Below are 24,788 nucleotides of genomic sequence, written 5' to 3' on the forward strand. Positions count from 1 at the left end.
CCCGGCCCGCCACCCGCGGACCCGACCCGCGCCGAACCGCACCGAACCGTTCCGGACGAGACCGACGAGAGGGACCATGCAGACACTCGACTCACCCGCCCTGGCACCGACCTCCCCGGACTGGCGGGTGGTGTGGTCGGACGACTTCACCGGCCCGGAGGGCGCCCCGCTCGACCACGACAAGTGGCGCGTCGTCACCGGCAAGCCGTGGGGCGCGGGCCTGGAGACCTACGCCGACGACACCACCCGGCTCAGCCTCGACGGCCGCGGCCGGCTGCGGATGACCGCCACCCACACGCCCGAGGACGGCTACGTCTCGGCGTGGATCGAAACCCTCCGCGAGGACTTCCTCCCCGAGCCCGGCGGCGCGCTGCGCGTGCGGGCCCGCGTGCGCACGGCCCCCGGCCTCGGCCTGGACTGCGCCATGTTCGCGTGGGCCGAGCACATGCGGCACCTGGGCGACACCGAGCCGCTGCAGGGCTGGTACCGCTCCGGCGAGATCGACGTGTTCGAGGTGGTCAACACCGCGCCCGCCGACGTGTACGGCGTCGTGCACTCCCCGGAGTGCCACCAGTTGCCGTCGCTGGGCATGGGCACGGCGTTCGCGAACCCGACCGGCGCGCCGCTGAGCGACGGCTTCCACACCTACACCCTGGTGTGGACCCGCGAGCCGGACTCGCTGACCTGGTACCTGGACGACACCCGGTACCTGCGGCTCACCCCCGAGGACACCACCCCGAAGGGCTGGCTGTTCGACCAGCGGGTGTTCTTCGGGCTGCTGATCGTGATCGGCAGCCCCGGCGGCCCGGTCCTGCCCGGCGAACCCGACCCCGCCGCGTTCCCCACCACGATGCTCGTCGACGAGGTCAGCATCGCCGAGCAGGGGCCGGGCCGGTGACCGGGGTGGCGGTACCGGCCACCGCCGTCGACGCCGCAGTGGCCGACCTGGTCGCGGACCCGTCCGGAGGGCTGTACGCGTCGACCTACGAGACCGGCAGGCTGGTCGCCCTCGTGCCCTGGCTGGCGGGCCACGACCGGCGGGTGGCGCACCTGCTCGACACCCAGCACCCCGACGGCTCGTGGGACGGGCCGGGCGGCTTCGCGCTGGTGCCGACGCTCAGCGCGGTCGAGGCGCTGCTGTCGCTGGGGCGCGCCGACGTCGACGCCGCGGTGCGCCGCGGCCTGGGCGCCCTCGACCGCCTGCTGGCCGCCGCCGACCGCGACGGCCTGGCGGGCACGCTCATCCCGTTCCTGATCGTCCCGGCCCTGGTGGCCGACATCAACGCGCGGCTCGGCCGGGAACGGCTCGCCCAGCCCGCGGGCGCCGACACCGCCGCGCTGGCCGCCCTGCGCGACGGCGGCTGGCGCAACCCGGTGTCCGCGTTCTACCTGGAGATCGTGGGACCGGCCGCGGCCGGCTCGCCGGACGTGCCCCGGGCGGACGGGGTGGTGGGCTGCTCGGCCGCGGCCACCGCCGCCTGGCTCGGACCGGTCGAGCCCGCGCCGGGCGGACCCGGCGCCGGGTCCGCCCGGTTCCTCGCCGCCGCGCAGGCGATCCTCGGCGGCCCGGTCGCCGGCCTGACCTCGATGACCTTCTTCGAGCGGGCCTGGGCGCACCGGGCGCTGTCCTGGGCGGGCGTGCCGGCCGAGCGCACGGCCGCGCTGCTGGCCGGCCTGCCCGCCGACCCCGGCGCGGGCGACGTGCCCGCCGCGCCCGGCTTCGCCCCGGACTCCGAGTCGTCGGCGCTGCTGCTGCTGGCCGCCGCGGACCGGGACGGCGCCATCGCCGAACCCGCCGGCCTGTGGGCCTACGACCGCGGCACCCACTTCCTCACCACGGTCCCGGTCGGCGCCCCGTCGGTGATCACCAACGCCCGGGTGCTGGAGGCGCTGGACCGCTACCGCCGGCAGGGCCCGGCCGACGCGGACCGCTACGCCGACGCGGTCGGGCGGCTCACCCGCCACCTGCTGGACCAGCAGGCGCCCGACGGCTCGTGGCAGGACCGCTGGCACGTGTCGCCGCACTACGCCACCACCTCCTGCGCCCTGGCGCTGCACGCCGCCGGGGTGGCCGGGCCGGTGGCCCGCGCGGCGGACTGGACGCGTGCCGCGCAGCGCCCGGACGGCTCCTGGGGGCGGTGGACCGGGACGGCCGAGGAGACGGCCTACGCGCTGATGCTGCTGATGTCGGTGCCCGGCGACCCGGAGCCGGTCGCCCGGGGCCTGGCGTTCCTGCGCGGCGCGGACCCGACCGACCCGCACCCGCCGCTGTGGGTGGGCAAGGACCTCTACGCGCCGGTGAACCTCGTCCGCGCCGCCGTGCTCGCCGTGCTCGCGAAGGGGGAGGGGCGCCCGTGACGGCCGTGTCCACCGCGACGCCATACCCGTTCGGCCCGACCGAGGCCCTCGACGTGGACCCGCGCTGCCCGGTCCTGCGCCGGGAGGCGCCGGTCAGCCGGATCAGCCTGCCCTACGGCGGGCAGGCGTGGCTCGCCGTGCGGCACGCCGAGGTCCGGCAGGTGCTGTCGGACCCGCGGTTCAGCCGCGCCGCCCTGCTGGGCGCCGACGTGCCGCGCACCACGCCGCGGGTGCTGACCGACCCGACGATCCTGACCACGGACCCGCCGCGGCACACCAGGCTGCGCCGGCTGGTGTCCGGCGCGTTCACCCCGCGCCGGGTGGAGGCGCTGCGCCCCGCGGCCGCGCGGCTGGCGGACGGGCTGGTGGCGGCGCTGGCGGAGGCCGGGCCGCCGGCCGACCTGGTGGCCGGGCTGGCCCGACCGCTGCCGAGCAGGATCATGTCGGACCTGCTCGGCGTGCCGTACGAGGACCACGACCGCTTCTTCGGCTGGGCGGACGTCGTCGTCGGCGGACCGGGCGTCGACCCGGCGGAGATCGCGTCCGCCTTCGCCGGGCTCAAGGACTACCTGGCCGGCCTGGTCGCCGCCCGGCGGGCCGCCCCGTCGGACGACCTCATCGGCGTGCTGGTGGCCGCGCGCGACGAGGGCGACGAGCGGCTGACCGAGGAGGAGCTGGTCGTCTTCGGCGTCACCCTGCTGCTGGCCGGGCTGGAGACCACGGCCAACCAGATCGGCAACTTCGCCTACCACCTGCTGGTGCGGCCGGGGCGGTACGCCGCGCTGGCCGCCGACCCGGCCGGGGTGCCCGCCGCGGTCGAGGAGCTGCTGCGCTACACCCCGATCGCGACCACCGCGGGGTTCACCCGGGTGGCCACCGAGGACGTGGAGCTGGGCGGGGTCGCGGTGCGGGCGGGCGAGGCCGTGCTGGTCGACCTGGACTCGGCCAACCGCGACGAGGACGTGTTCGCCGGGGCGGAGGAGCTGCGCCTGGACCGCGCGGACAACCCGCACCTGGCGTTCGGGCACGGGCCGCACTACTGCCTGGGCGCCGGGCTGGCCCGGCTGGAGCTCGACGTGGCGCTGCGGGCCCTGCTGGGCGGGTTCCCGACCCTGCGGCTCGCGGTACCGGCGGCGGACCTGCGGTGGCACACCGCCAAGGTCGTCCGCGGGCTGGTGGAGCTGCCGGTCGCCTGGTGAGGTGCCACCGGGTCCCCGGGTCCGGTGAGCTGGTGGCCCGGTGAGCTGGTGGCCCGGTGGGACGGGGCCTGATGTCCCGGTGGCCGGTGGCCCGGTGAGCCCCAGCTCACCGGGCCACCGGTGCCCGCGGCGCGGTGGGGGGTCCGGGCTCGCGGGCCTCCCGGGGGCCCGGTGGCGAACGGAGGCCGACGTCCCACCGCGGGCCCCGTCCGCCGTTCCGGGGCGTTCCCCCGGACGTCGCGCGCCTAACCGACCTCGGCCCCCACCGGCTGCCCGGCCCGCGCGGGGGCCGGTGCCGACTTGCCCCTGGCGAACAGGCAGCACACGGCGCCCAGCAGCACCGCGGTGATCGGCAGGACCATCGACGAGTGCATGGCCCCGACGAAGCCGTCGGCGAAGACCGCCCGGGCCGCGGCCGCGACCTGCTCGGCCACGGCGGGGGAGGCGCCGCTCGGCACCGGCACCGCGGTGCCCGCCTGGAGCTCGGCGAACTCCACGCCCCGGTCCGCCGCCCGGCGCACCCCGTCGACGAACTCGTCGCGCACCCCGGCGGGCAGGTCCGCGGCGGCGGTGGCCGCCCGCGCGCCGAGGTCGGCGACCAACTGGTTCTGCAGCAGCACGCCGAAGCCCGCGGTGCCCAGCACCGCCCCGACCTGCCGGGTCGCGTTGAGCACGCCCGAGGCGGCGCCCGCCATCACCGGCCGCACCCCGTGCATCGCGACCGTGGTCAGCGGTGCGAACGTCAGGCCGAGGCCGACGCCCATCACCACCATGCTCGGCAGCAGGGCCCACACGGAGCTGTCCGGCCGGGTGGTCAGCGCGAACAGCAGCAGGCCCAGGCCGAACACCAGCAGGCCGGTGAACACGATCGGCTTGCCGCCGACGCGGTCGCTCAGCCGGCCCGCCCACGGGCCGATGACCACCGAGATCGCCGACATCGGCGCGCTCACCAGGCCGGCGACCAGCGCGGACAGGCCCAGCACCGACTGCGCGTAGAGCTGGAAGCCGATCGCCATGCTCATGATGCCGATCGACAGCGCGATCGCGCCGAGGTTCATCAGGGCGAAGTCGCGGGTCCGCAGCAGGTCGAACGGCACCATCGGCGCCCGCCCGCCGGGCCTGCGCTGCGCCAGTGCGAACGCCACCAGCAGGACCACCCCGACCACCAGCAGCAGGGGGATGCTGACGAAGGACCACACGGACCCCCAGTCGTAGCGCTGCCCCTCCTGCAGGCCGAAGGTCAGCAGCGCCAGGCCGGCGGTCACCAGCACCGCACCGCGCACGTCGAACCGGCCCGTGCGCGGTGGTTTCGCCCCGGCCGGGATGATCATCGGGGCGAACACCAGCACCAGCAGGCCCAGCGGCACGTTGATGGTGAAGATCCACCGCCAGTCCAGCGCGCTGACCAGCAGGCCGCCCAGCGGCGGCCCGGTGACCGTGGCGACACCGGCCACCGCGCCCCACACGCCCAGCGCCGCACCGCGCCGCTCCGGCGGGAACACCGCGATGACGATGGCCATGGTCTGCGGGACCAGCAGGGCGGCCCCCAGGCCCTGCACGACGCGCGCCGCGATCAGCTGCCCGGCGTCCTGCGACAGCCCGCACGCCAGCGAGGCGGCGGTGAAGACCGCGACGCCGGCGAGGTAGGTGTTGCGCTTGCCCAGCAGGTCGCCGAGCCTGCCCCCGGTGATCAGGAAGACGGCCAGCACCAGCACGTAGGCGTTGCTGACCCACAGCACCTCGTTGTAGGTCACGCCCAGGCCGGTCACGATGTCCGGGATCGCGACCCCGACCACCGTCGTGTCCAGCAGGGTCATGAAGAAGCCGGCGCACAGGGCGACCAGCACGGCCCACGGGTTGCCCCGCAGTTTGCTCATCGATCCACTTCCTGCTCGGTGCCGCCGGGGACGGGCTGCCAGCGCAGCCGCCCGGCGCGGATGTCGTCGACCAGCGAGCGGGTCAGGTCCAGGTCCGCGCGCAGGTGGGCCTGCATGTACCGCATCTCGACCAGGGCGACCGGCGGCAGCCCGCGCTTGACCAGGGCGTCGTACCCCGTTTGCGACGCCGCCAGCTCGGCCTCCAGCAGCACGCAGCGCTGCTCCAGCTGCCCTGCCGCGTCCTCCATGGGCAGCAGCGACATGAAGGCCAGTGCCGCGCAGTACCCCGGGTACTCCGGTGCCGGGGTGGACAGCAGCCCGCGCAGCCGGTCCAGGGCCACCTCGCGGCCCGCGTCGGTGATCGCGTAGACGGTGCGCTCCGGTCGCCTGCCCTCCTTGGTGGTCTCCACGCCGCGGACGTACTCGGCTTTCGTCAGCGCCTCCACCGTGTGGTACAGGGCGCCGTGCGTGACCTTGATGATCCGGTCGAGCCCCTCCTCGCGCATCCGCTGCCGCATTTCGTAGGGGTGTTGCGGTCGTTCGGCCAGCAGCCTCAGCACCGCGAGCCCCAGTGACGTGATGCCGCGCATCCCTCTCCTCTCGCTAGCCCGGTTAGAATAGTCCATGTGAACTATTCTGTTTTCACTGGGAGTCGCGAGGGTTCGGGTAGCAGCGCTGAACTGCGCGTTCAGGCGTGACGTCGCTTCGGCGGGCCGCTCGGGGAGCGGTGGGTCAGACCAGGGCGGGTTGCTGCGCCAGGGGAGCGGGCAGCGGTTCGGAGTGGACGACGTGGAGTTCGCTGACGGCCCGGGTCAGGGCGACGTAGAGGCGTTGGAGGCCGCGCTCCTCGGCCGCCACGATCGCCATCGGCTCGACGACGACCACGGTGTCGAACTCCAGGCCCTTGCCGAGGCTGACCGGGACGAGGTTGAGGCGTTCGGCCTCCATGTCCACGTCGTCGTCGCCCAGCACGACGTGGGGCACGTCGTGGTCGGCCAGGGCCCGGTGCAGGGCGGGGACGTGCTCGTCGGCGGCGATGAGGCCGATCGAGCCCTCCCCCTCCAGGGCGGTGAGGCAGATCCCGACGACGGTGGCGGTCCGGTCGCGGGGTGTGGTCCCGGTGACGTGGAGGGCGTCGGCGGTGTGGCGGAACGAGGCCGGCCCGGCCAGGCCCGGCGCGATGTGGGGCAGGATGCGGGCGGCGAAGTCGATGATCTGGGCGGGCACGCGGTAGCCGCGGGTCAGCTCCTCGACGTGGCCGTCCGGGCGGCCGAGGTGCGCCAGGACCTCAGTCCAGTCCCGCACCGCGGACGGGCTGGTGGCCTGGGCCAGGTCGCCGAGGACGGTGCCGGAGCCCGCCAGCCGCCGGGCGATGGCGCGGAACTGCATGGGGCTGAGGTCCTGGGCCTCGTCGACGACGACGTGCCCGAGTCGGGCGGGGCGCTCGACCAGCGACCGGACCTCGTCGAGGAGGGCGAGGTCGAGGCTGGTCCACCGCATCGCCCTGGCGTTGCGCGGGCGGGGCGTGACCAGGACGGCGCGCTGCTCGTCGGGGGACAGTACGCCGTCCGCGGCGCGGGCCAGCTGCTCCTCGTCGGTGAGCAGCTCGAAGACCGCGCGGGCGGCGTCGATCGCGGGCCACATCCGCCCGACGGCGCGGTTGATCGCCCCGTTGCGGCGCAGCTGCGCCGAGGTGACGCTCGAATTGCCGGCCCGCTCCATCTGGCGCAGCACGAGGTGCGCCAGGCGCGCGGCCAGCACCTCGCGGCCGGTGCCGTAATCGGTGCCGCGGTCGACGACGGCCGCCACCTCGTCGGCCAGCTCGTCGGGGAACAGCCGCCACGTCCGGTGCTGGTGCTTGACCTCGACGGCCTCCTCCAGCGGTCGGATGCGCGCCCACAGGTGGCGGCGGAGGACCTCGGCCATCCGGACGTCGCCCTTCACCCGGGCCGCCGCCGGGTCGTCGACGCGCCCGACCGCGACGCCCGGGTCGATCAGCTCGTCGATGGTGGTCTGGGCGACCTGCACCTCGCCGAGCGCGGGCAGCACGTTGCGGATGTAGGACAGGAAGGACCGGTTGGGGCCGATGACGGCGACACCGCCGTCCTTGCGCAGCCGGTCCCGCTCGGCGTAGAGCAGGTAGGCCAGGCGGTGCAGGCCCACCGCGGTCTTGCCGGTGCCGGGTGCGCCCTGGACGCACAGCGTGCGGTCCAGCGGCGCGCGGACCAGGCTCATCTGCTCGGGCTGGATGGTGGCGACGATGTCGCGCATGGGGCCCTTGCGCGGCCGCTCGATCTCCGCGGCCAGCAGGCCGCCCGCGCCGTCGGTGCCGACGGCGCCGTCCGTCCCGGCCGGGCGGTCGACCGGCTCGTCCTCGAACGCGGTGAGGACGCCGTCGTGGTCGAAGCCGTAGCGGCGGCGGACCCGCACGCCCATCGGGTTGCGGCGGTCGGCCTCGTAGAAGGCGCGCGACAGGGCGGCGCGCCAGTCGATGACCATGGGCTCGCCGTCGTCGTCGCGCACACCGCGGCGGCCGACGTAGACGCGGTCCTCGGTGGGCGTGTGCGTGGGGCGGCCCTGGCGCCGGACCTCGTCGCCGGCGTCGTCGTAGATCTCGCGGGCCGGGTACTCCAGGCGGCCGAAGAACAGCGGCACGCCCTTCAGGTCGACCAACTCCTCCACGACCTGCCTGCGGAACTGGCGCAGCACGTGGTTGAAGTACTTGTCCACCACGTCCTCGCCCTCGCCCGCACCCGTGTCCAGCATGGTGCGGACCTCGTCGCGCATGCGGGCGAGCTGGGCGCGGCAGGCGTCCATGTAGTCGCGTTCGGCGCGGATCTCGGGCTCGACCTGGCCCTCGTCGGACTCGTGCATGGGCTGGTGGACCTCACAGGAAGACAGAAGTCTTAACTCGGTCAAGTATACGACCGGGTCAACTTGTTTACCGCGTAAGGCTCCACTACGCTGCTGACATGGCAGAACTCGGCCTGCGGGAGCGCAAGAAGCGCCGCATGCGCGAGGCGATCGCGGAAGCGGCCTTCGCGCTGTTCGAGGAGTCGGGGTTCGACGACGTGCCGGTGGCCGCCATCGCCGCCGCGGCCGAGGTGTCCAAGCCGACCCTGTTCGCCTACTTCCCGGCCAAGGAGGACCTGGTGCTGCGCCGGTTCCTCGACGACGCCGAGCGCCTGGAGCACACCGTGCGGACCCGCCCGCCGGGCGTGTCCGCCCTGGGCGCCCTGCGCCGCAGCTTCCTCGACCGCCTGGTCGAGCGCGACCCGCTGACCGGCCTGAACGACACCCGGCCCGCCATCACCTTCCACCGGCTGCTGCACTCGACGCCGTCCCTGGCGTCCCGCCTGACCGCCTACATGCTCGACCAGGAGCGGGAGCTGTCCGCCGAGCTGCTGGCCGCGGGCGAACCGGGCGACGAGTTCCTGTCCCGCGTCGTGGCCGCCCAGGTCGTGGGCGCGTACCGGGTGCTGGCCAACGGCAACGCCGAGGAGATCCGCTCCGGTCGCCGGGCCGACGACGCCCACCCGGCGGCCGTCCGCCGCGCGGAGATGGCTTTCGACGTCCTGGAGCACGGCCTGGCGAAGGTGTGGCCGCCGCGGTAGCGGCTCCCCGCCAGATCCGCACGTCAGTCCGCAGGTCGACGGGGTTCACCCCGCGGTGGCTCCTGCCCGGACCGCACGCCGGTGGGCGGGCTTCGGTGGGCGGGCTTCGGTCGGCGGGCTCGGGCAGGCGGGCTGTGGCGGGCGGGCTGTGGCGGGCGGCTCCGGGACGGACGGGTCGCGGTGACCGGACCCGGGCCCGCGGTCGGTCACCCCACGGCGACCGGCCACCCACCCACCAGCGGCGCGTGCGAGACGGCCAGGTCCACCAGGTCCTGCCGCCGCGCCTCGGGCACGTTCGGCAGCTCCACCTTCAACCGCGCGTCCACGTCGTACTTCTCCGCGCCCTCGTGCCGCAGCGACACCCCGGCGCTCACCACGCAGCCGGAGGTGTCGTCGCCGGCCGACGACGCGATGAGCACGATGCTCTGGTGCAGGCACGTCGCCAGCGAGGCCGCGTACAGCTGCTCGGAGTTCCAGCCGCCACCCGGACCTCCCAGCTCGGTCGGCGCGGCCACGGGCAGGTCGGCCGCGTCGTCCACGCGGACTGAGCCGGAGCTGGACACGGCGGTGGTCGAGTAGAGGTTCGTCGCAGTCGTCACCGCCGCCGAGTACCCGCTCCCGGCCGAAATCCACGGGCGGCTCCGTCATGCGAACGGTGGAAGCCGGCCCTACCGTGACCACCGGAGGTGCTCGATGCCCACACTGGCGGTCCGGGCGGTGCCGGACGCGTTCGACGAGGCCGCGCCGGGCTACGACCTGCTGGTCGGCGCGAACCCCGACTACCACCGCGAGCTGCGCCGCTCGGCCACCGCGCTGCGGGTCGCCGGCGACGGCGCGGGCCTGCGGCTGCTGGACCTGGGCTGCGGCACGGGCGCGTCCACCGCCGCGCTGCTCGCGGTCGCGCCGCGGGCGGAGGTCGTGGCCGTCGACGCCTCGCGGGGCATGCTCGACCGGGCGCGGCGCAAGTCGTGGCCGCCGAACGTGTCCTTCGTGCACGCCCGCGCCGAGGACCTGGCCGTGCACGGGCCGTTCGACGGGGTGTTCGCCGCCTACCTGGTGCGCAACCTGCCGGACCCGGACCCGGTGCTGACCGCGGTGCGCGGGCTGCTCAGGCCGGGTGCGCGGCTGGTGGCGCACGAGTACTCGGTGCGCGACTCGTGGGCGGCCACCGCGCTGTGGACGGCGGTGTGCTGGTCGGTGATCATCCCGAGCGGGGCGGTGGTCACCCGGTCGGCCCGGCTCTACACCTACCTGTGGCGCAGCGTGCTGGACTTCGACGGCGCGAGCGCGCTGCGGGACCGGTTGCGGCGCAACGGTTTCACCGGGGTTCGCACGTTGCCGGCCGCCGGGTGGCAGCGCGGCATCGTTCACACGTTCGTGGGACAGGCGTGAGGCGCGGCCGCCGAGCCGTCCGAATGCCCGGCCCCACCGGCGCGCCGGCGGGCACCGCGAGGGCTTCGCCGGCCCGCCGGTTCGGCCGCACGCCTGCCTGACCGCAGCACCGACCGCACGAACGCCTCTCGCCGACCCGCACCCCACACCCCGCACGACCCCGACCAGACCACCGGGGCCGGCGGCACTCACCCCGGGAAGCGCCCAACCCGGCGCAAGGCATAACGCCGTTCCGCGTAAGCCAGGTCGTCGCGCCACAGCCGGGCCGCCGCCCACCTCATCAACGGCCGGATCACCGGCGCCACCGGCAGCGCCTTCCCGAACCCCGGCCGGTCGGAGTAGGCGATGGTCGCCTCGACCACGGCGGTGCGGGCGGAGCCGTCCGGGCCCGGCGCCAGCGGCGTCGCGTGGGTCTCCACCACGCTGCCCGCGCCTTCCCCCGCCACGACGTGCATGACGACCGTGCGCGGCTCCGGGCAGGTGAAGGCGGCGACCACCGGCACCCCGATCCGGCCCACCAGCTTGAACGTCACCTCCACCAGGAAGCGGTCGTCCTGCTCGGTCGGGGTCTCCAGCACCGCCAGGTTCGCGAACGAGTACGGGTGGAACCACGCCCCGTGCCAGGGGTCCAGCCGGTTGGCGACCACGTCCTCCGGCTCGCACCGCCCGACCACCGTCGCCACCGCGTCCAGCGACCCCGCCGGCGGCCGCTCGGGCAGCACCGGCGCGTCCAGCGGCTCCTCGCCGCCCACCTCGTCCAACCGGACCCAGACCAGCACGCCGTCGTCGTGCGCGGGGTACGGGCTCCACCCGCCGAACTTCCGGCCGCCCAGCGCCAGGCCGTGCCACCGGCACACCAGCTCGCCGCGGTGCACCGCGCCGTCGCACAGGGGCGCGCCCAGGTGCGGGCACGAGCCCGGCCCGGCCAGCACCGACGACCCCGACCGCCATGCCACCACCTCGACGCCGGCCACGGTCCGCCCGAACGGCCGGTCCGCGGTCACCTCGCGGCTGGCGGCCAGCACGAACCAGTTGCCCGACGGCCGGGCCACGGCCCGCTTCAACGCCGCCTCGATCAGCGCGGGCCTGGCGTCCCGCCAGGTGGGTTCCTGCTCCGGCCACGGCTTCGCGGCGAACCGGCGCAACGGGATGGACATGCGGATCTCCTCGTGGACGCGGGTGTTCACGCCGACAGCGCGGCGCGGGCCAGGGCGGGCAGGGCCATCACCAGCCGCCGCCCGCCGGACACGGTGACGCGCCTGGACAGGACGTCGTAGTCGGCCCGCTCGACCAGGTCGAGGATGCGGCCGTACAGCCGGTACGCGGTGGCGACGCACGGGCGCGACTGCGGGGCCAGCATGGGGATGCCCGGCGCCGCGTCCCGGTAGACCGAGCGCGTCCGGGCGACCTGGAACTCCAGCGCGCGCTTGATCCGCGGGTCGGTGCGCCCGGTGCGGCGGGCCCACCCCAGCAGCTCGCGGTCCACCCCGAACCCGGCCAGCTCCTCGGTCGGCAGGTACACCCGGCCCCGGTCCAGGTCCTCGCCCACGTCGCGCAGGAAGTTGGTGAGCTGGAACGCCACGCCCAACGCCGCGGCCGGGCCCTCGGCCTCCTCGCGCGGCACGCACGTGCCCAGCACCGGCAGCACCTGCAGCCCGATCACCGCCGCCGAGCCGTGCACGTACCGGGCCAGGTCGGCGTAGGTGGCGTAGGAGGTGACCGTCAGGTCCATCCGCATCGACGCCATGAAGTCGGTGAACAGCGAGCGCTCGATGCCGTACCGGCGCGCGGTGTCCACGACCGCGGCGATGACGGGGTGGTCGCTGCCGCCGGCGGCCAGGCCCTCGGCCAGCCGCTCATCCACAGTGGACAGCTGGGCGGCGCGCTCGGCGGGCGTGCGGCCGTCGTGCACCTCGTCGACGATGTCGTCGGCCCACCGGGCGAACCCGTACAGGGCGTGGATCGCGGGACGCCGCGCGCGCGGCAGCAGGCGCGTGGCCAGGTAGTAGGTGCGGCCGTGCTCGGCGTTCAGCTCACGGCAGCGCTGGTACGCCCGCCGCAGCACCGGATCGGTGACGGCGGCGGCGTCGAGTTCGCTTTCGACCGACATGGGGGCGGGGAGTCCTTCCGGAGGCTTCGCGCACCACGCTAGGACCGGGCGCCGCGCTCCGCATGACAGATCAAGCCGCCTTCCACGCGACAGATCAACCTGTCGTGCAGGCGCCCCGGTGTCCTGTTTAGCTCATCCCAACGCCACGCAGTCGGGAGGCACGATGACGCTGGTTTCCAGGGCACCCCACGCCGCGCCGCCGGCGGTCGGCGACGAGCTGCTGCCCCGGCTGCACCGCGAGCTGGAGGACTTCCTCGCGCGGGCACCCGACACCGCGCCCGAGCTGGCCGGGGCACTGGCCGACCTGGTCCTGGCCGGTGGCAAGCGGGTGCGGCCCACGTTCGCCTGGTGGGGCTGGCGCGCGGCGGGCGGCGAGGCCGAGGGACCCCGCGCCGACGCGGCGGTGCGGGCGCTGGTCGCGCTGGAACTGCTCCAGGGCTGCGCGCTGGTGCACGACGACGTGATGGACCGCTCGGCCACCAGGCGCGGCAGGCCGACCGCGCACGTGGCGTTCGCCACCCGCCACCACCGCGGCCGCTGGGCGGGCGACTCCCGGCACTACGGCGACAGCGCCGCCGTCCTGGTCGGCGACCTGGCCCTGGCGTGGGCGGACGACGCGCTGGTCACCGCCGGCCTCGACCCCGCCGCGCTGGCCCGCGCGTGGGTGCCGTGGCGGGCGATGCGCACCGAGATGATCGCCGGGCAGCACCTGGACCTGCTGGCGGGCGCCCGGCGCGAGGAGTCGCTGGAGCGGGCGCTGCGCGTGGCCCGGTTCAAGACCGCCGCCTACACCGTGGAGCGGCCGCTGCACCTCGGCGCGGCGCTGGCGGACGCGCCGCCGCACCTGGTGGACGCCCTGCGCTCCTACGGCCGGGACGTCGGGGTGGCGTTCCAGCTGCGGGACGACCTGCTCGGCGTGTTCGGCGACACCGCGGTCACCGGCAAGCCCGTCGGCGACGACCTGCGCGAGGGCAAGCGCACCGCGCTGATGGCGCTCGCGCTCGGCCTGGCGCGCACCGCCGACCGCCCGCACGCGGCGCGGCTGCTGCGGGACTGCCTGGAGGGGCAGGGCGTCACCGAGCGGACCGTGGCCGAGGTGCGCGAGCTGCTGCGGGACCTGGGCGCCGTCGCCGCGGTGGAGGAGCGGATCGACGCCCTGGTCGCGAGCGCCGGGCAGGCGATCGACCGGGTGGACCTGGCCGGGCAGGCGGGCCCCGCGCTGACCGCGCTGGCCGCCGGGGCGACCGGGAGGCACCGGTGAGCGCGCGTGTGGTGAGGGGGCGGACCGACTCGGTCGTGGTGGTCGGCGCCGGGCTGGCGGGGCTGTCCGCCGCGCTGCACCTGAGGGGCGCCGGGCACGAGGTGACCGTGGTGGAGCGGCTGCCGCACCCCGGTGGGCTGGCCGGGCGGCTGGACGTGGCCGGGCACCGGATCGACACCGGTCCGACCGTGCTGACCATGCCCGAGCTGGTGGACGAGGCCCTGGCCGCGGTGGGCGACCGGCTGGCCGACCGGCTGGAGCTGCTGCCGCTGCACCCGGCCTACCGGGCGTGCTTCGCCGACGGCAGCGCGCTGGACGTGCACACGTCGGCCGAGCAGATGGAGGAGGCGGTCCGCGAGTTCGCCGGCGGGCGGGAGGCCGCCGGGTACCGGGAGCTGCGGGCGTGGCTGACCCGGCTGTACGAGGTGGAGCGCGAGCGGTTCATCGGCGCGAACTTCGACAGCCCGCTCGACCTGCTCGGGCTCGACCTGGCCGCGCTGGTCCGCCTGGGCGGGTTCGGGTCGCTGGACCGCGCCGTGGGCCGGTTCCTGCGCGACCCGCGCCTGCGGCGGGTGTTCACCTTCCAGGCCCTGTACGCGGGGGTGGCGCCGCGCGGCGCCCTGGCCGCCTACGCGGTGATCGCCTACATGGACACGGTGGCGGGCGTGTGGTTCCCGCGCGGCGGGATGCGCGCCGTGCCGCAGGCCATGGCCGACGCCGCCGCGGACGCGGGCGTGCGGTTCGCCCACGGGTGCGAGGCCACCTCGCTGGAGGTGCGCGGCGACCGGGTGCGGGCCGTGGTCACCGACCGGGAGCGGTTCGCCTGCGACGCGGTCGTGCTGGCCGGCGGGCCCGCGCAGACCACCCGCCTGCTGCACCGCCGGCCGCGCCGCCCGGTGCCGCTGCGCTGGTCGCCGTCGGCGGTGGTGGTGCACCTGAGCGGGCCGCGCGTCGACGGGTACGCGCACCACACCATCTCCTTCGGCGACGCGTGGGACCGCACGTTCGACGAGATCATCGACCGGGGCGAGCTGATGACCGACCCGTCGCTGCTGCTCACCACGCCCACCGCGACCGACCCGGGGCTGGCACCGGCGGACCGGCACCTGCACTACCTGCTGGCGCCGTGCCCGAACCTGGACGCGGGCCCGCTGGACTGGGACCGGCTGGGGGAGGGCTACGCCGACCGGCTGGTGGGCGAGCTGGTGCACCGCAAGCTCATCGCCTCGGCGGACGACGTGACGCGCCTGTCGCTGACCACGCCGGACGACTGGGCCCGCGCCGGGCAGGCCGCCGGCACCCCCTTCTCGGCGGCGCACACCTTCGCCCAGACCGGCCCGTTCCGGCCCCGGAACCTGCCCTTCCGCGACGGCAACGTGGTGCTGGCGGGCAGCGGGACCACGCCGGGCGTGGGCATCCCGCCGGTGCTGATCTCGGGCCGGCTGGCCGCCGCCCGCCTGCACCGGCGGCCCTGACGGGGCACCCGCCTCCGACGGGCCGTCACAGCCCGGACAGGAACTCCAGCAGCGCGCCGTTGACCTCCCGCGGCCGCTCCTGCTGCGTCCAGTGCCCGCACCCGGCCAGGTGGTGCACCGACCGCAGGTTCGGCACCAGCCGCGGCAGGGCGTCCGCCGGCATGAAGCCCCGCACCACGTCCTGGTCTCCGTCGATGAACATGCCGGGCGGGGTGATCACCGCGCCGTCCCACGGCGCGGTGAGCTCCCAGTTGCGGTCGATGTTGCGGTACCAGTTCAGGCCGCCGGTGAAGCCGTTGCGGCGGTACTGGTCCACGAAGGCGTCCACGTCGGCCTCGGTGAGCCAGGGCGGCAGCACCCTGGGCTCGGCGAACCGGTCCAGGAAGCCCGTGGCGGGGGAGTCCGGCGCGGTCCCGCCGTCCGGTGCCCGGCCCAGCACCCGGCGGAACGTCGCGCGCGGGTCGCGGCCCAGCTCGGCGTCGGCGACCCCCGGCCGCTGGAAGTACAGCTGGTAGAAGTCGTCGCCGAACTGCTCGCGCAGCAGTCGCAGCGGGGGTCGGGACGCGCGCGGCACCGCCGGGACGCTCAACCCGACCACGCCGCGCACCAGGTCGGGGCGCATCAGCGCGGTGTGCCAGGCGACCGGGGCGCCCCAGTCGTGCCCGACCACCACGGCCTCGCGCTCGCCCAGCGCCGCGATCAGCCCGACCACGTCGCCGACCAGGTGCAGGATCGTGTAGGCGTCGACGTCCTCCGGCCGGTCCGTGCCGCCGTAACCGCGCTGGTCGGGCGCGACCACCCGGTACCCGGCCTCGGCGAGCGGCCCGAACTGGTGGCGCCAGGAGTACCAGCTCTCCGGGAAGCCGTGCAGCAGCAGGACCAGCGGGCCCCGGCCCTGCTCGGCGACGTGCATCGTGATGCCGTTGACGGATAACTCGCGGTGCTGCGGCAACGTCGTCCCCCTCGGTGTCGCCACGAGCGTATCGCCGGCGGAACGCGGTGGGCCGGACTCGCGCCGGCCCACCGCGTGTCACTCCGAGCGCGGCGTCACCTCGGCGTGGGCGGCTCGGGCGTGGGCGGCACCGGCGGCTCCGTGCCCGGCCCCGGTTCGGGCCGGGGCGTGTCGGGAATCGGCTCGGGCACGGGCACGGGCGGCGGCTCGGGCGGTTCCGGATGGACCATGACGACCTCCCTTCGCCGCGGGGCTACCCGGCCGGCGGACCACTCAGACGTGCACCGCCGCACGGCACCGGAGCAATCCCGCAACACCTTCGGGTGACCCCCGTCCGGGGCGGCCCGCGATCCCGCTACCGTCCCGCGGAGGAGGGAACATGCCTGCCGCCGAGCACGAACCGGGCACGGTGCTCGACCACCGCCGCCTGCCCGCGGAGCTGTGGCCCGACCACGCCGCCGAAGCCCTCCAGGTCCTCTACCAGGGCCTGGGCTACGACGGCTCCGGTCGCGCGGTCAGCGGCTCGGTCTTCCTCCCGGCCGACCCGGCCCCGGGCCGCCCCGTCGTCAGCTACGCCCACGGCACCACCGGCCTGGCCGACCGCTGCGCCCCCTCCACCGCCGGCCTGACCAGGCTCGAACGCGCCCACGTCGCCCGCTGGCTCGCCGCCGGCTACGCGGTGGCCGCCACCGACTACGAGGGCCTGGCCACCCCGGGCCCGCACCCGTACTTCAACGGCGAGGCCGTGGCCGACGACGTGGTCGACATCGTGCGCGCCACCCGCCGGCTGGACCCCGGCCTCGGCCGCACCTGGCTCGTCGTCGGCTTCTCCCAGGGCGGCCACGCGGCCCTGTTCACCGGCCTGATCGCCGCCGGCCACGCGCCCGAGCTGGACTTCCGCGGCACCGTCGCCCTGGCCCCGCCGGTGCACCTGCCGCGGCTGGTCGCCCTGGTCACCGCCGACGGCGCGCGGCCGCTGTCGGTGCTGCTGCCGTTCCTCCTGGCGGGCCTGCGCACGTCCCACCCGCGCTTCGACGCCCGGGCCCTGCTCACCGACGCGGGCGGCCGGCTGCTCGACGTGGCCGCGAGCGCCACCCTGGTCGACATGTTCCACGCCGTCGCGGGCCTGACCAACGACGACATGGGCACCACCGGCCTGCCCACCCGCCCGGGCGTCGCCGAGGTCCTGCACGCCTGCCGCGTGCCCGTCACGCGCATGGACCGCCCCGTGCTCATCACGGCGGGCACGGCGGACGAGGTCGTGCCCCTGCCCGTGGTGGAGGGCTTCGCCGCCGACCTGGCGGGCACCGGCACGAGCGTCCGCTTCGACCGGCACGAGGGCGCCACGCACGCGGGCGTCCTCTCGGCGGGGTACGACCCGGCCGGGCGCGACGACCTGGTCGCCTGGGCCGACGCGCTCGTCGCGGAGCACCCGGAACCGGGGTTCGACCTGCTCGACGCGGACGGCGACGGCACGCTCACGCGTGACGATGTCGACGTGCTGGCCCTGCGCCGGGCCCAGGGGCTCGGCGAGCCGCCCGGTTCGCCGCGGGCGCGGGCGCTGCGCGCGGAGTACCGGGGCCGGTGGGACGACCTGGCGCGCCGGGCCGACGCCGACCGGGACGGCCGGATCAGCCGGGACGAGTTCCGCCGCCTGCTCGGCTGAAAAACCCGCATTTCCGCCACCCCCGGATAAGTGCAACGACGGTGTTCCGGAACGCTTCTCACCGGTGTCGTTCGGGTGCCCGAACCCATTACCGGGGTAATGACCGCACCAGGTCCGTCGCTCGCCCCAATTCGATGCCCCGAACAGGCGAATTTCCCCTCGTCGGCCCTCTTCCTCCGGCGAACGGAGGATGGCGGCCTTTGCCGCCCTGCCCGAACCTTGACGCGTCGGTGACCCAACCGGCGTTTTGTCGAGTTCCTTCTCCCGGTAGATCCCCGGAGGTATTCATGCCCTTATCCCGGCTGGTCGGCAGGCGTGCCCTGGTCGCCAGAGCCGTCGTCGCCCTTTTCGTCGCGGTCGCCGCGGCCGTCACCCTGGCGCCGAGCGCGAATGCCGCGTCGCTCTACGAGCCGTTCTACCGGCTCTACAACCCGCAGACCGGCGACAACTACAACACGACCAACCGCAGCGAGGTCGTCAACCTGCCCGTCGGCTACACCTACAGCGGCATCGACGCTTTCGTCTCCACCACCCCGCAGGCCGGCCTGGTGCCGTTCTACCGCATCTACAGCCCGCAGCGGAAAGACCGCTTCCACACCGCGAGCTGGGACGAGGTCGTCGCCGCGACCGGCAGCCAGGGCTACACCTACGAGGGGATCGGCGCCTACGTCCTCCCGGCCGGCTCCGGCGCCGGGATCCCGTTCCACCGGCTGCGCCACCCGGGCAACGGCGACCACGTGCTGATGACCAGCCAGGCCGAGGTCAACCACGCGATCAACGCCGGGTACCGCTACGAGGGCGTGGCGGCCGAGGTCGGGTAGGCCGCGGGACGGGGGCGGGTGCGCTAGACGCGTTCCGGCACCCGCTCCGACACCGCCCGCGTGCCCGCCACCCGCTCGTGCCACCCGGCCTGGTCCCGCCGGAACACCGGCACCGCGAACGTCCCCGCCAGCACCACCGCGATCACCAGCAGGTCCAGCCACCACCAGCCCAGCCGGGGCGACACCGCCACCGCGTACGCGAGCAGCCCCGTCACCCCCAGCAGCTCGCGCACCGCGATCCGCCCGGCACCGGCCCGACCACCGCCCGGCAGCCGGGTCCGGTACCGCAGCAGCCACCCGCCGAACGTCCAGCCGCCGCTCACCGCCGGCACCACCACCCGCAGCAGGGCGGTCAGTGCCAGCGCCCACCACGCCCCGGGCAGCAGCAGCCGGCACACCAGCGCCACCACGAGCAGGTCCACCACGAGCCCGCACAGGCGCCGGGGCACGCTCACCGTGCCCGGCGGCGCGGTGGCGTCCGCCGCGTCGGGCACCGCAGGCACGACCACCGCCACCGGCGCGAGCATCCACCCCAGCAGCGCGCCCGCGGTGTTGGAGATCAGGTCGTCCACGTCCGCGATCCGGTACGGGCACGGGTAGTAGCCGAAGTTCCCGGTGTACTGCACCACCTCGACGGCCAGCGACACGCCCAACCCGACGCACACCACCGCGAACGGCCCCCGCCGGTACGCCTTGCGCAGCACCACGCCCAGCGGCACGAACAGCGCCACGTTGAACGCCTGCTGGAGGAACGCCTGCGAGGTCGCCATCGCCTGGATGCCCGAACGCCCGGTGGCCGCCATGTTGTTGCGCATGTCGGTGACCCACTGGAACGGCGTGGTGGACAGCATCGTCTCGCCCCGGCACACCTGCGCCCGGTCCGGGAACGGCAGGAAGATCAGCGCCAGCGCCACCAGGCCGTACGCCAGCAGCCCGTAGAGCACCACCGCCCGGCGCGGCTCGACGCGCCCGAACCGCCAGTAGTGCAGCGCCACCAGCGGCAGCAGCAACAGCGCGCCGACACCGACGAAGGTCGAGAACCCCGTCCGCGCGGGCTCCAGGTACGAACTCAACATGTCCACGGCTCCGCTTGCTCAGCGCGACGGGGTGAACCTCCTTTATCCAACCGCCCCGCCCGCCAAACCCCGCCGGGGCCGGCCGCTGGTCACCGGGACCGGCGAGCCGGGGCGAGGTGCCCGCCGCCACCCGCGCGCCGTACTTCTGCGGAACGACCGGGGCGGGGCTTGACCCTTTCTGATGTATTCGCGACCGGTGGCCGCCGACCGGCCCCGGCGGGCGCTAGCGTGCGCCTGGTGAAAGAAGGGGTTCCGCCGGCGCTGGGCATCACCGCGGTCGGCCTCCTCGCCGTGGTCCTCGTGCTGAGGTGGCGCGCGAAGCGCGAGGGCTCTTCGGTCTGGCCGTGGTTCGAGCGCGCCAGCTGGGTGGCGGGGATCGCCGCGGCGATCTTCGCGGTCGTGATCGTCGTCGCGGTGCGGGACGAGCCCGCGGCGATCGGCGGCAGCCCCGTGCCGGACGCCGCGACCACCAGCCCGGCGGCCTCGCCGTCGGGTTCCCCGACCCCGACGACCACCACGGCCACCACGACGGCCGCGCCCGTCGCCGCACCGACCACCCCGCCCCCCGAGCCCGTCGAGGTCCAGCTGTCGCCCGGGGTGTGCGGCATCGGCGTCGACTCCTTCCTGGACTTCGACGAGCCGCGGTCGTTCGTCGAGCGGACCGACACGCCCCTGCGGGACCTCGACGGCTTCGAGCTGCTCTACCGCAACTGCAGCGGCGGCCTGGAGAACCACAAGGCCAAGTCGTACGGCGCGGCGCGCGACGTCGAGGCGACCCCGGAGGCGTGCCGGACCGCGGCCCGGACCCGGGGCGTCGGCGAACTCCCGCTCGCGGAGGTCGTGCCCGGCGTGGTGCTGTGCGTGGTCACGAACGAGAACCGCGTCGGGTGGGCCAGGGTGATCGAGGTCCGCTGCCCGTGCGCGGAGGCGAACGACGGCGAGATACCCACGATCCGGCTGTCGGTCGTCTCCTGGCCCGGCTGAGGCCGCCTCAGAGCCCGCGGTCGTCCTGGACGAACTCCAGCAGGATGCCGCTCGGGTCCTTGACGAAGAAGTACGTGACGCCGGTGACGCCCTCGCGCACCTCGATGCCGGAGGCCAGCCCGCGCCGCTCCAGGAACTCCTTCGCCTCCCGGATCGACCCGACCCGCAGGCCGAGGTGCTTGACGCCGACCCGGGGCAGGTCCGTGGCCAGCGCGCCCGCGGTCGCCGGCGCGTCCTGCCGCGACCGGTACCAGAAGATCTCCAGGAAGGTCCCGTCGAGCTTGAGGTGGGCGATCTCGAACTCGCCCGCCGGGTCGCGGTGGCGCAGCGCCACCTCGAACCCCAGCTCGCCGTAGAACCGGATCGACTCGTCCATGTCCACGGCGCTGATCGCCGTGTGGTGCACGCTGAACCGCACGTGGGTGCTCCTGTCCGTGGTCGCCTACGCCCGCGCGGGGCCGGTCTTCAGCTTCGGCAGCACCTCCGCGCCGAACAGCCGGATCGCGTCGAGCACCGACCTGCGCGGCAGGCCGCCGATGTCGATCATGACGAGCTGGGCGTCCAGGCCCAGCAGGTCGGTCAGCGCGTTGAGCCGGTCGGCCACCTCGGCCGGGTCGCCGCACACCGCCGCGCCGTCCATCAGCGCGTCCACGTCCACGTCGCCGTCGCCGCGCCACCGGTCGGCGAAGTGGGCGTAGGCGGCCAGGTGCGGCCGCCACCTGCGCCGCGCCTCGGCCGCGGTGGGCGCGACGAACACGTGGCTGGGCAGCGCCACCCGGCCGCCGCCGGACATGGCGGCCCGGTAGTGCCCGACCACCGACCGGTGCGTGCCCGGGTCGCGCAGGGTGCTGGGCAGCATCAGCGGCAGGTCCAGCTCGACCGCGAGGTCCGCGGACACCGCCGAGGCGCTGCCGATCCACACCGGCGGCCGCGGCCGCTGGACCGGGCGCGGTGTCGTGGTCACGTCCACCAGCGGGCTGCGGTAGCGGCCCTCCCAGGTCACCTGGGGCTGCTCCAGCAGCCGCAGCAGCAGCCGCAGGTTCTCGTCGAACCGCTCCCGCAGGTCGTCCTGGACGCCGAAGGCCGCGTCGGTGCGCTGCGACACGCCCCGCGCCACGATCATCTCGGCCCGGCCCCGCGACAGCACGTCGAGCGTGGCCAGTTCCTCGGCCACCCGCACCGGGTCGTGGTGGGCCAGCAGCGTCACCCCGGTGGACAGCCGCAGCGTCGACGTGCGCGCGGCGATGGTCGCCAGCAGCAGCTCCGGCGCCGAGACGATGTAGCGGGTGAAGTGGTGCTCGCCGATCGCCACCCCGGTGAAACCGGCCTCCTCGGCCACCACGGCCTGCTCCACGATCGCCCGCAGCCGGTCGGCCTCGGTCACCACGTCCCCGGTGCACGGGTTGGGCAGGTGGTCGCCGAGGATCAGCAGGTAGACGTCCATCAGACAATCTTGCACCGCACGACTGCGGCCCCGATCGGCCACCGGCCGTGCCCACCGCGGGTTACCGGAAAGTAGGATCCGCGGGTGGACTGGACCCAGCCAGGAGTTTTCGAGGTCGCGCCCGGTGTGCACCGCATCCCGCTGCCGCTGCCCAACGACGGCCTGCACACCGTCAACGCCTACGCGGTCGAGGACGGCGACGGGCTCGTCCTGATCGACCCGGGCTGGCACCTCGACGCCGGCCTCACCGCCCTGGAGGCGGCCCTGGACGCGCTCGGGCACGGCTTCGAGGACGTCCGCCGGTTCCTCGTCACCCACGCCCACCGCGACCACTACACGATGGCCGTCGCCCTCCGGCGCCGCTTCGGCACGAAGGTCGCCCTCGGCCTCGGCGAGCAGCCGTCCCTGGCCAGGATCGCCGCGCGCACCGGGAACGGCCAGGTCGAGCGGCTGCGCGCGTGGGGCGCGCCGCACCTGGCCGAGCAGTGGCTGACCCGGCTGGCCGCCCTCGGCGAGGCGGAGCTGCGCGACTACGAGGAGCCCGACGAGTGGCTGGAGGAGGGCGACCTGGAGCTGGACAAGCGCGTGCTGCGCGTCCTGCCCACCCCCGGCCACACCCGCGGGCACGTGGTGTTCGTGGACGCGGAGTCCCGGCTGCTGTTCGCCGGCGACCACGTGCTGCCGCACATCACCCCGTCCATCGGCTTCGAGGCCGACCGCCCGCCGCTGCCGCTGGGCGACTACCTCGACTCGCTGAACCTCGTCCGCTCCTACCCGGACCTGCGGCTGCTGCCCGCCCACGGCCCGGTGACCGAGTCCAGCCACGCCCGCGTGGACGAGCTGCTGGCCCACCACGAGGACCGGCTGGCCGCCACCCTGGACGCGGTCCGCGCGGGCACCGGCACGGCCTTCGCCACCGCGGGCCGCCTCGGCTGGACCCGCCGCGGCAGGCGGTTCGCCGAGCTGGACCTGTTCAACCAGGTGCTGGCCACCGGCGAGACCGCCGCGCACCTCGACGTGCTGGTCCGGCGGGGCCTGGTGCGCGCGACCGGGCGGGACGGCGTGACGACCTACGAGGTCAGCTGAAGAAGTCGGCCAGCACGGGCGCGAGCACGTCCGGCGCGACACCGTGCCACTCGCCCGGCACGGTCCGGCGCGCCGCCCCGGGCAGCCGCGCGGCCACCCCGTCGGCCCACGCGCGCAGCCGCGGGTCGCTGCCCGAGCTGTCCAGCACCAGCGCGGGCGCGGCGACCGCGGCCAGGTCCGGGACGGTGGCGGTGACGGTCAGGTCGTAGGCGGTGGTGTGGGCCAGCGCCTCCAGCACCGGCCGGCCGGGGGACCGGCGCGCACCCGCCACCACCTCCTCCGGCATGCCGCAGGCGAGCTGGAAGCGGGCCAGCGCGTCCCCGCGCCGACCGGCCGCCACCAGGGCCTCGATCTCCGGCCGCACGTCCGGCCCCGCGTCGGGCTCGAACGACAGCGGCGGCTCCAGCAGCGCCACCGCGCGCAGCGGCACCCCGGCCGCCGCGGCGTGCAGGGCGAGGACCGCGCCGGAGGAGAAGCCGTGGGCGAACGCCGCCCCGCCGGCCGCCTCGACCACCGCCGCCAGGTCCTCCACCTCGCGCCCGACCGCGTACGGCGCGGTGTCACCGCTGTCGCCGCGCCCGCGCCGGTCGTAGGTGGACACGGTGAACGACCCGCTCAGCGCCTCGGCGAGCGCGCCCATCGGCCCGGACGCGCGGAAGCAGCACGCCCCGTCCACCAGCACCACGGCCGGACCGGTCCCCACCCGGGAGAAGCCGATCCGCGTGCCGTCCCTCGAAACCGTCGAACCCACGTCGCCCCCTTCGGAACAGAACTAGACGGTACAGTACTACTCATGGGTATGGACCGGGCCGAGCGCAAGCGGCGGACGATTCTCGGTGCAGCACGGGAGGTGTTCCTCGAACACGGCTACGTGGGCGCGAGCATGGACCAGGTGGCGGCTCTCGCGGCGGTCTCCAAGCAGACCGTCTACCAGCACTTCACCGACAAGCGCGGCTTGTTCGCGGCGGTCATCACCGCCGACGTGCGCGCCGCGGAGCAGCGCTCGGACGAGCTGCTGGACGCCCTCGCCGGCACCGCCGACCCGGAGGCCGACCTCCGCGCCGTGGCCCGCGGGCTGGTCACCGTCGTGACCCAGCCGCACCTGGTCCGGATGCGGCGCGTCGTCATCGGCGAAGCCGAGCGGTTCCCCGACCTCGCCGCGCTCTGGTACGCCACCGGCCCGGAACGCGGGTACCACCGCCTGGCCGAGCGGTTCGCCCGGCTCGCCGACCGCGGCCTGCTGCGCGTCCCGGACCCGCTCGCGGCCGCGCGGCACTTCACCTGGCTCGTGCTGTCGGTCCCGCTCAACCAGGCCATGTTCGACCCCGCCGCGCGGCCCACCGAGGAGGAGCTGCTGCGGGTCGCCGACGACGGGGTCAGGGTCTTCCTGGCCGCCTACGCGGCCTGAGCCGGGTCGGTGCCGGCACGATCCGCTTCCGGCACCGACCCGCCGGCGGCCACCCCGACCCCCGG

Annotated in this window: 24 protein-coding genes; 12 read left to right on the plus strand and 12 right to left on the minus strand. The window is 75.3% G+C overall.

The genetic code is table 11. The features are described from left to right. The first annotated feature begins 76 nt into the window (after positions 1-76). The 3 genes from EKG83_RS19235 to EKG83_RS19245 are packed head-to-tail and all read left to right on the plus strand — an operon-like array spanning position 77 to position 3,557. Positions 77-898 (plus strand): glycoside hydrolase family 16 protein, encoded by an 822-nt coding sequence (locus tag EKG83_RS19235; protein ID WP_033434619.1) that lies wholly within the window; start codon positions 77-79, stop codon positions 896-898. Next, complete coding sequence (locus EKG83_RS19240; protein ID WP_033434618.1) at positions 895-2,358, plus strand: prenyltransferase/squalene oxidase repeat-containing protein; 1,464 nt, start codon at positions 895-897, stop codon at positions 2,356-2,358. Before EKG83_RS19235 ends, EKG83_RS19240 begins: the two co-directional genes overlap by 4 nt. Beyond that, on the plus strand, positions 2,355-3,557 hold the full coding sequence (locus tag EKG83_RS19245) for a cytochrome P450 (protein ID WP_051766774.1): 1,203 nt from the start codon (positions 2,355-2,357) through the stop codon (positions 3,555-3,557). Before EKG83_RS19240 ends, EKG83_RS19245 begins: the two co-directional genes overlap by 4 nt. Before the next feature lie 245 nt (positions 3,558-3,802). Here the strand turns inward: EKG83_RS19245 and EKG83_RS19250 are convergent, their stop codons facing one another. The 3 genes from EKG83_RS19250 to EKG83_RS19260 all read right to left on the minus strand — a co-directional run bounded on the left by EKG83_RS19250 (position 3,803) and on the right by EKG83_RS19260 (position 8,308). After that, on the minus strand, positions 3,803-5,434 hold the full coding sequence (locus tag EKG83_RS19250; protein ID WP_033434617.1) for a DHA2 family efflux MFS transporter permease subunit: 1,632 nt from the start codon (positions 5,432-5,434) through the stop codon (positions 3,803-3,805). Next, on the minus strand, positions 5,431-6,024 hold the full coding sequence (locus EKG83_RS19255) for a PadR family transcriptional regulator (RefSeq protein WP_033434616.1): 594 nt from the start codon (positions 6,022-6,024) through the stop codon (positions 5,431-5,433). Before EKG83_RS19255 ends, EKG83_RS19250 begins: the two co-directional genes overlap by 4 nt. A gap of 142 nt (positions 6,025-6,166) precedes the next feature. After that, a complete protein-coding gene (locus tag EKG83_RS19260; protein WP_033434615.1) occupies positions 6,167-8,308 on the minus strand; it encodes a HelD family protein in 2,142 nt (713 codons plus the stop codon). Between the two features lie 98 nt (positions 8,309-8,406). Between EKG83_RS19260 and EKG83_RS19265 the strand changes: the two genes are divergently transcribed. Continuing rightward, positions 8,407-9,048: a TetR family transcriptional regulator gene (locus tag EKG83_RS19265; protein ID WP_033434614.1), complete on the plus strand. Its 642-nt coding sequence runs from the start codon at positions 8,407-8,409 to the stop codon at positions 9,046-9,048. Positions 9,049-9,254: 206 nt separating this feature from the next. Here the strand turns inward: EKG83_RS19265 and EKG83_RS19270 are convergent, their stop codons facing one another. Further along, the gene (locus tag EKG83_RS19270) at positions 9,255-9,647 is read right to left on the minus strand and encodes an OsmC family protein (RefSeq protein WP_051766773.1); all 393 of its coding nucleotides are present in this window, start codon (positions 9,645-9,647) and stop codon (positions 9,255-9,257) included. Positions 9,648-9,741: 94 nt separating this feature from the next. On the opposite strand from EKG83_RS19270, the gene EKG83_RS19275 reads away from it, so the two are divergent. Further along, on the plus strand, positions 9,742-10,440 hold the full coding sequence (locus EKG83_RS19275) for a class I SAM-dependent methyltransferase (RefSeq protein ID WP_033434613.1): 699 nt from the start codon (positions 9,742-9,744) through the stop codon (positions 10,438-10,440). 188 nt (positions 10,441-10,628) lie between these two features. Here the strand turns inward: EKG83_RS19275 and EKG83_RS19280 are convergent, their stop codons facing one another. Beyond that, positions 10,629-11,597, minus strand: coding sequence for a DUF5914 domain-containing protein (locus EKG83_RS19280; RefSeq protein ID WP_033434635.1), 969 nt, complete (start codon positions 11,595-11,597; stop codon positions 10,629-10,631). 26 nt (positions 11,598-11,623) lie between these two features. Beyond that, positions 11,624-12,550, minus strand: a complete 927-nt coding sequence (locus EKG83_RS19285; RefSeq protein WP_033434612.1) for a phytoene/squalene synthase family protein — start codon at positions 12,548-12,550, stop codon at positions 11,624-11,626. Between the two features lie 163 nt (positions 12,551-12,713). On the opposite strand from EKG83_RS19285, the gene EKG83_RS19290 reads away from it, so the two are divergent. Then, a complete protein-coding gene (locus EKG83_RS19290; protein ID WP_033434611.1) occupies positions 12,714-13,811 on the plus strand; it encodes a polyprenyl synthetase family protein in 1,098 nt (365 codons plus the stop codon). Next, complete coding sequence (gene crtI / locus EKG83_RS19295; protein WP_033434610.1) at positions 13,808-15,286, plus strand: phytoene desaturase family protein; 1,479 nt, start codon at positions 13,808-13,810, stop codon at positions 15,284-15,286. The genes EKG83_RS19290 and crtI overlap by 4 nt, the downstream gene beginning before the upstream one ends. 25 nt (positions 15,287-15,311) lie before the next feature. On the opposite strand, the gene EKG83_RS19300 is transcribed toward crtI, so the two are convergent. Then, the gene (locus tag EKG83_RS19300; protein ID WP_282916596.1) at positions 15,312-16,262 is read right to left on the minus strand and encodes an alpha/beta fold hydrolase; all 951 of its coding nucleotides are present in this window, start codon (positions 16,260-16,262) and stop codon (positions 15,312-15,314) included. 71 nt (positions 16,263-16,333) lie between these two features. Next, on the minus strand, positions 16,334-16,468 hold the full coding sequence (locus EKG83_RS49050; RefSeq protein ID WP_265590341.1) for a hypothetical protein: 135 nt from the start codon (positions 16,466-16,468) through the stop codon (positions 16,334-16,336). A 149-nt stretch (positions 16,469-16,617) separates the two neighbouring features. Between EKG83_RS49050 and EKG83_RS19305 the strand changes: the two genes are divergently transcribed. Both EKG83_RS19305 and EKG83_RS19310 read left to right on the plus strand, forming a co-directional pair. Beyond that, positions 16,618-17,904 carry a lipase family protein gene (locus EKG83_RS19305; protein WP_051766772.1) on the plus strand — a complete coding sequence of 429 codons (1,287 nt, stop codon included), beginning with the start codon at positions 16,618-16,620 and terminating at the stop codon, positions 17,902-17,904. 287 nt (positions 17,905-18,191) lie between these two features. Then, complete coding sequence (locus EKG83_RS19310) at positions 18,192-18,725, plus strand: hypothetical protein (RefSeq protein ID WP_033434608.1); 534 nt, start codon at positions 18,192-18,194, stop codon at positions 18,723-18,725. A 23-nt stretch (positions 18,726-18,748) separates the two neighbouring features. On the opposite strand, the gene EKG83_RS19315 is transcribed toward EKG83_RS19310, so the two are convergent. After that, on the minus strand, positions 18,749-19,801 hold the full coding sequence (locus EKG83_RS19315) for a VanZ family protein (protein WP_153278224.1): 1,053 nt from the start codon (positions 19,799-19,801) through the stop codon (positions 18,749-18,751). Positions 19,802-20,038: 237 nt separating this feature from the next. On the opposite strand from EKG83_RS19315, the gene EKG83_RS19320 reads away from it, so the two are divergent. Next, positions 20,039-20,785, plus strand: coding sequence for a hypothetical protein (locus EKG83_RS19320; RefSeq protein ID WP_153278225.1), 747 nt, complete (start codon positions 20,039-20,041; stop codon positions 20,783-20,785). Between the two features lie 7 nt (positions 20,786-20,792). Here EKG83_RS19320 and EKG83_RS19325 read toward each other — a convergent pair whose 3' ends face one another. Together EKG83_RS19325 and EKG83_RS19330 are read right to left on the minus strand one after the other, a co-directional pair. After that, a complete protein-coding gene (locus EKG83_RS19325) occupies positions 20,793-21,203 on the minus strand; it encodes a VOC family protein (RefSeq protein WP_033434606.1) in 411 nt (136 codons plus the stop codon). A 24-nt stretch (positions 21,204-21,227) separates the two neighbouring features. Then, complete coding sequence (locus EKG83_RS19330; protein ID WP_033434605.1) at positions 21,228-22,229, minus strand: LLM class flavin-dependent oxidoreductase; 1,002 nt, start codon at positions 22,227-22,229, stop codon at positions 21,228-21,230. Between the two features lie 84 nt (positions 22,230-22,313). Here EKG83_RS19330 and EKG83_RS19335 point away from each other — a divergent pair, with 84 nt between their 5' ends. Next, the gene (locus EKG83_RS19335) at positions 22,314-23,315 is read left to right on the plus strand and encodes an MBL fold metallo-hydrolase (protein ID WP_033434604.1); all 1,002 of its coding nucleotides are present in this window, start codon (positions 22,314-22,316) and stop codon (positions 23,313-23,315) included. Here the strand turns inward: EKG83_RS19335 and EKG83_RS19340 are convergent. Continuing rightward, on the minus strand, positions 23,308-24,066 hold the full coding sequence (locus EKG83_RS19340) for an alpha/beta fold hydrolase (protein WP_033434603.1): 759 nt from the start codon (positions 24,064-24,066) through the stop codon (positions 23,308-23,310). The two genes, EKG83_RS19335 and EKG83_RS19340, sit on opposite strands and share 8 nt — an antisense overlap. A 42-nt stretch (positions 24,067-24,108) precedes the next feature. Here EKG83_RS19340 and EKG83_RS19345 point away from each other — a divergent pair, with 42 nt between their 5' ends. Continuing rightward, positions 24,109-24,723, plus strand: a complete 615-nt coding sequence (locus tag EKG83_RS19345) for a TetR/AcrR family transcriptional regulator (protein WP_033434602.1) — start codon at positions 24,109-24,111, stop codon at positions 24,721-24,723. Positions 24,724-24,788 lie beyond the last annotated feature (65 nt).

This window comes from Saccharothrix syringae, assembly GCF_009498035.1.
In the GTDB taxonomy this organism is placed as follows: Bacteria; Actinomycetota; Actinomycetes; order Mycobacteriales; family Pseudonocardiaceae; genus Actinosynnema; species Actinosynnema syringae.

Excerpts from the sequence above, each read along its gene's own strand:
- EKG83_RS19310 (WP_033434608.1), top strand. The coding sequence starts at position 18,192 with ATGCCCTTATCCCGGCTGGTCGGCAGGCGTGCCCTGGTCGCCAGAGCC.
- EKG83_RS19255 (WP_033434616.1), bottom strand. The coding sequence starts at position 6,024 with ATGCGCGGCATCACGTCACTGGGGCTCGCGGTGCTGAGGCTGCTGGCC.
- EKG83_RS49050 (WP_265590341.1), bottom strand. The coding sequence starts at position 16,468 with ATGGTCCATCCGGAACCGCCCGAGCCGCCGCCCGTGCCCGTGCCCGAG.
- EKG83_RS19290 (WP_033434611.1), top strand. The coding sequence starts at position 12,714 with ATGACGCTGGTTTCCAGGGCACCCCACGCCGCGCCGCCGGCGGTCGGC.
- EKG83_RS19275 (WP_033434613.1), top strand. The coding sequence starts at position 9,742 with ATGCCCACACTGGCGGTCCGGGCGGTGCCGGACGCGTTCGACGAGGCC.
- EKG83_RS19285 (WP_033434612.1), bottom strand. The coding sequence starts at position 12,550 with ATGTCGGTCGAAAGCGAACTCGACGCCGCCGCCGTCACCGATCCGGTG.
- EKG83_RS19305 (WP_051766772.1), top strand. The coding sequence starts at position 16,618 with ATGCCTGCCGCCGAGCACGAACCGGGCACGGTGCTCGACCACCGCCGC.
- EKG83_RS19265 (WP_033434614.1), top strand. The coding sequence starts at position 8,407 with ATGGCAGAACTCGGCCTGCGGGAGCGCAAGAAGCGCCGCATGCGCGAG.
- EKG83_RS19235 (WP_033434619.1), top strand. The coding sequence starts at position 77 with ATGCAGACACTCGACTCACCCGCCCTGGCACCGACCTCCCCGGACTGG.
- EKG83_RS19315 (WP_153278224.1), bottom strand. The coding sequence starts at position 19,801 with ATGTTGAGTTCGTACCTGGAGCCCGCGCGGACGGGGTTCTCGACCTTC.
- EKG83_RS19260 (WP_033434615.1), bottom strand. The coding sequence starts at position 8,308 with ATGCACGAGTCCGACGAGGGCCAGGTCGAGCCCGAGATCCGCGCCGAA.
- EKG83_RS19330 (WP_033434605.1), bottom strand. The coding sequence starts at position 22,229 with ATGGACGTCTACCTGCTGATCCTCGGCGACCACCTGCCCAACCCGTGC.
- EKG83_RS19280 (WP_033434635.1), bottom strand. The coding sequence starts at position 11,597 with ATGTCCATCCCGTTGCGCCGGTTCGCCGCGAAGCCGTGGCCGGAGCAG.
- EKG83_RS19250 (WP_033434617.1), bottom strand. The coding sequence starts at position 5,434 with ATGAGCAAACTGCGGGGCAACCCGTGGGCCGTGCTGGTCGCCCTGTGC.
- EKG83_RS19345 (WP_033434602.1), top strand. The coding sequence starts at position 24,109 with ATGGGTATGGACCGGGCCGAGCGCAAGCGGCGGACGATTCTCGGTGCA.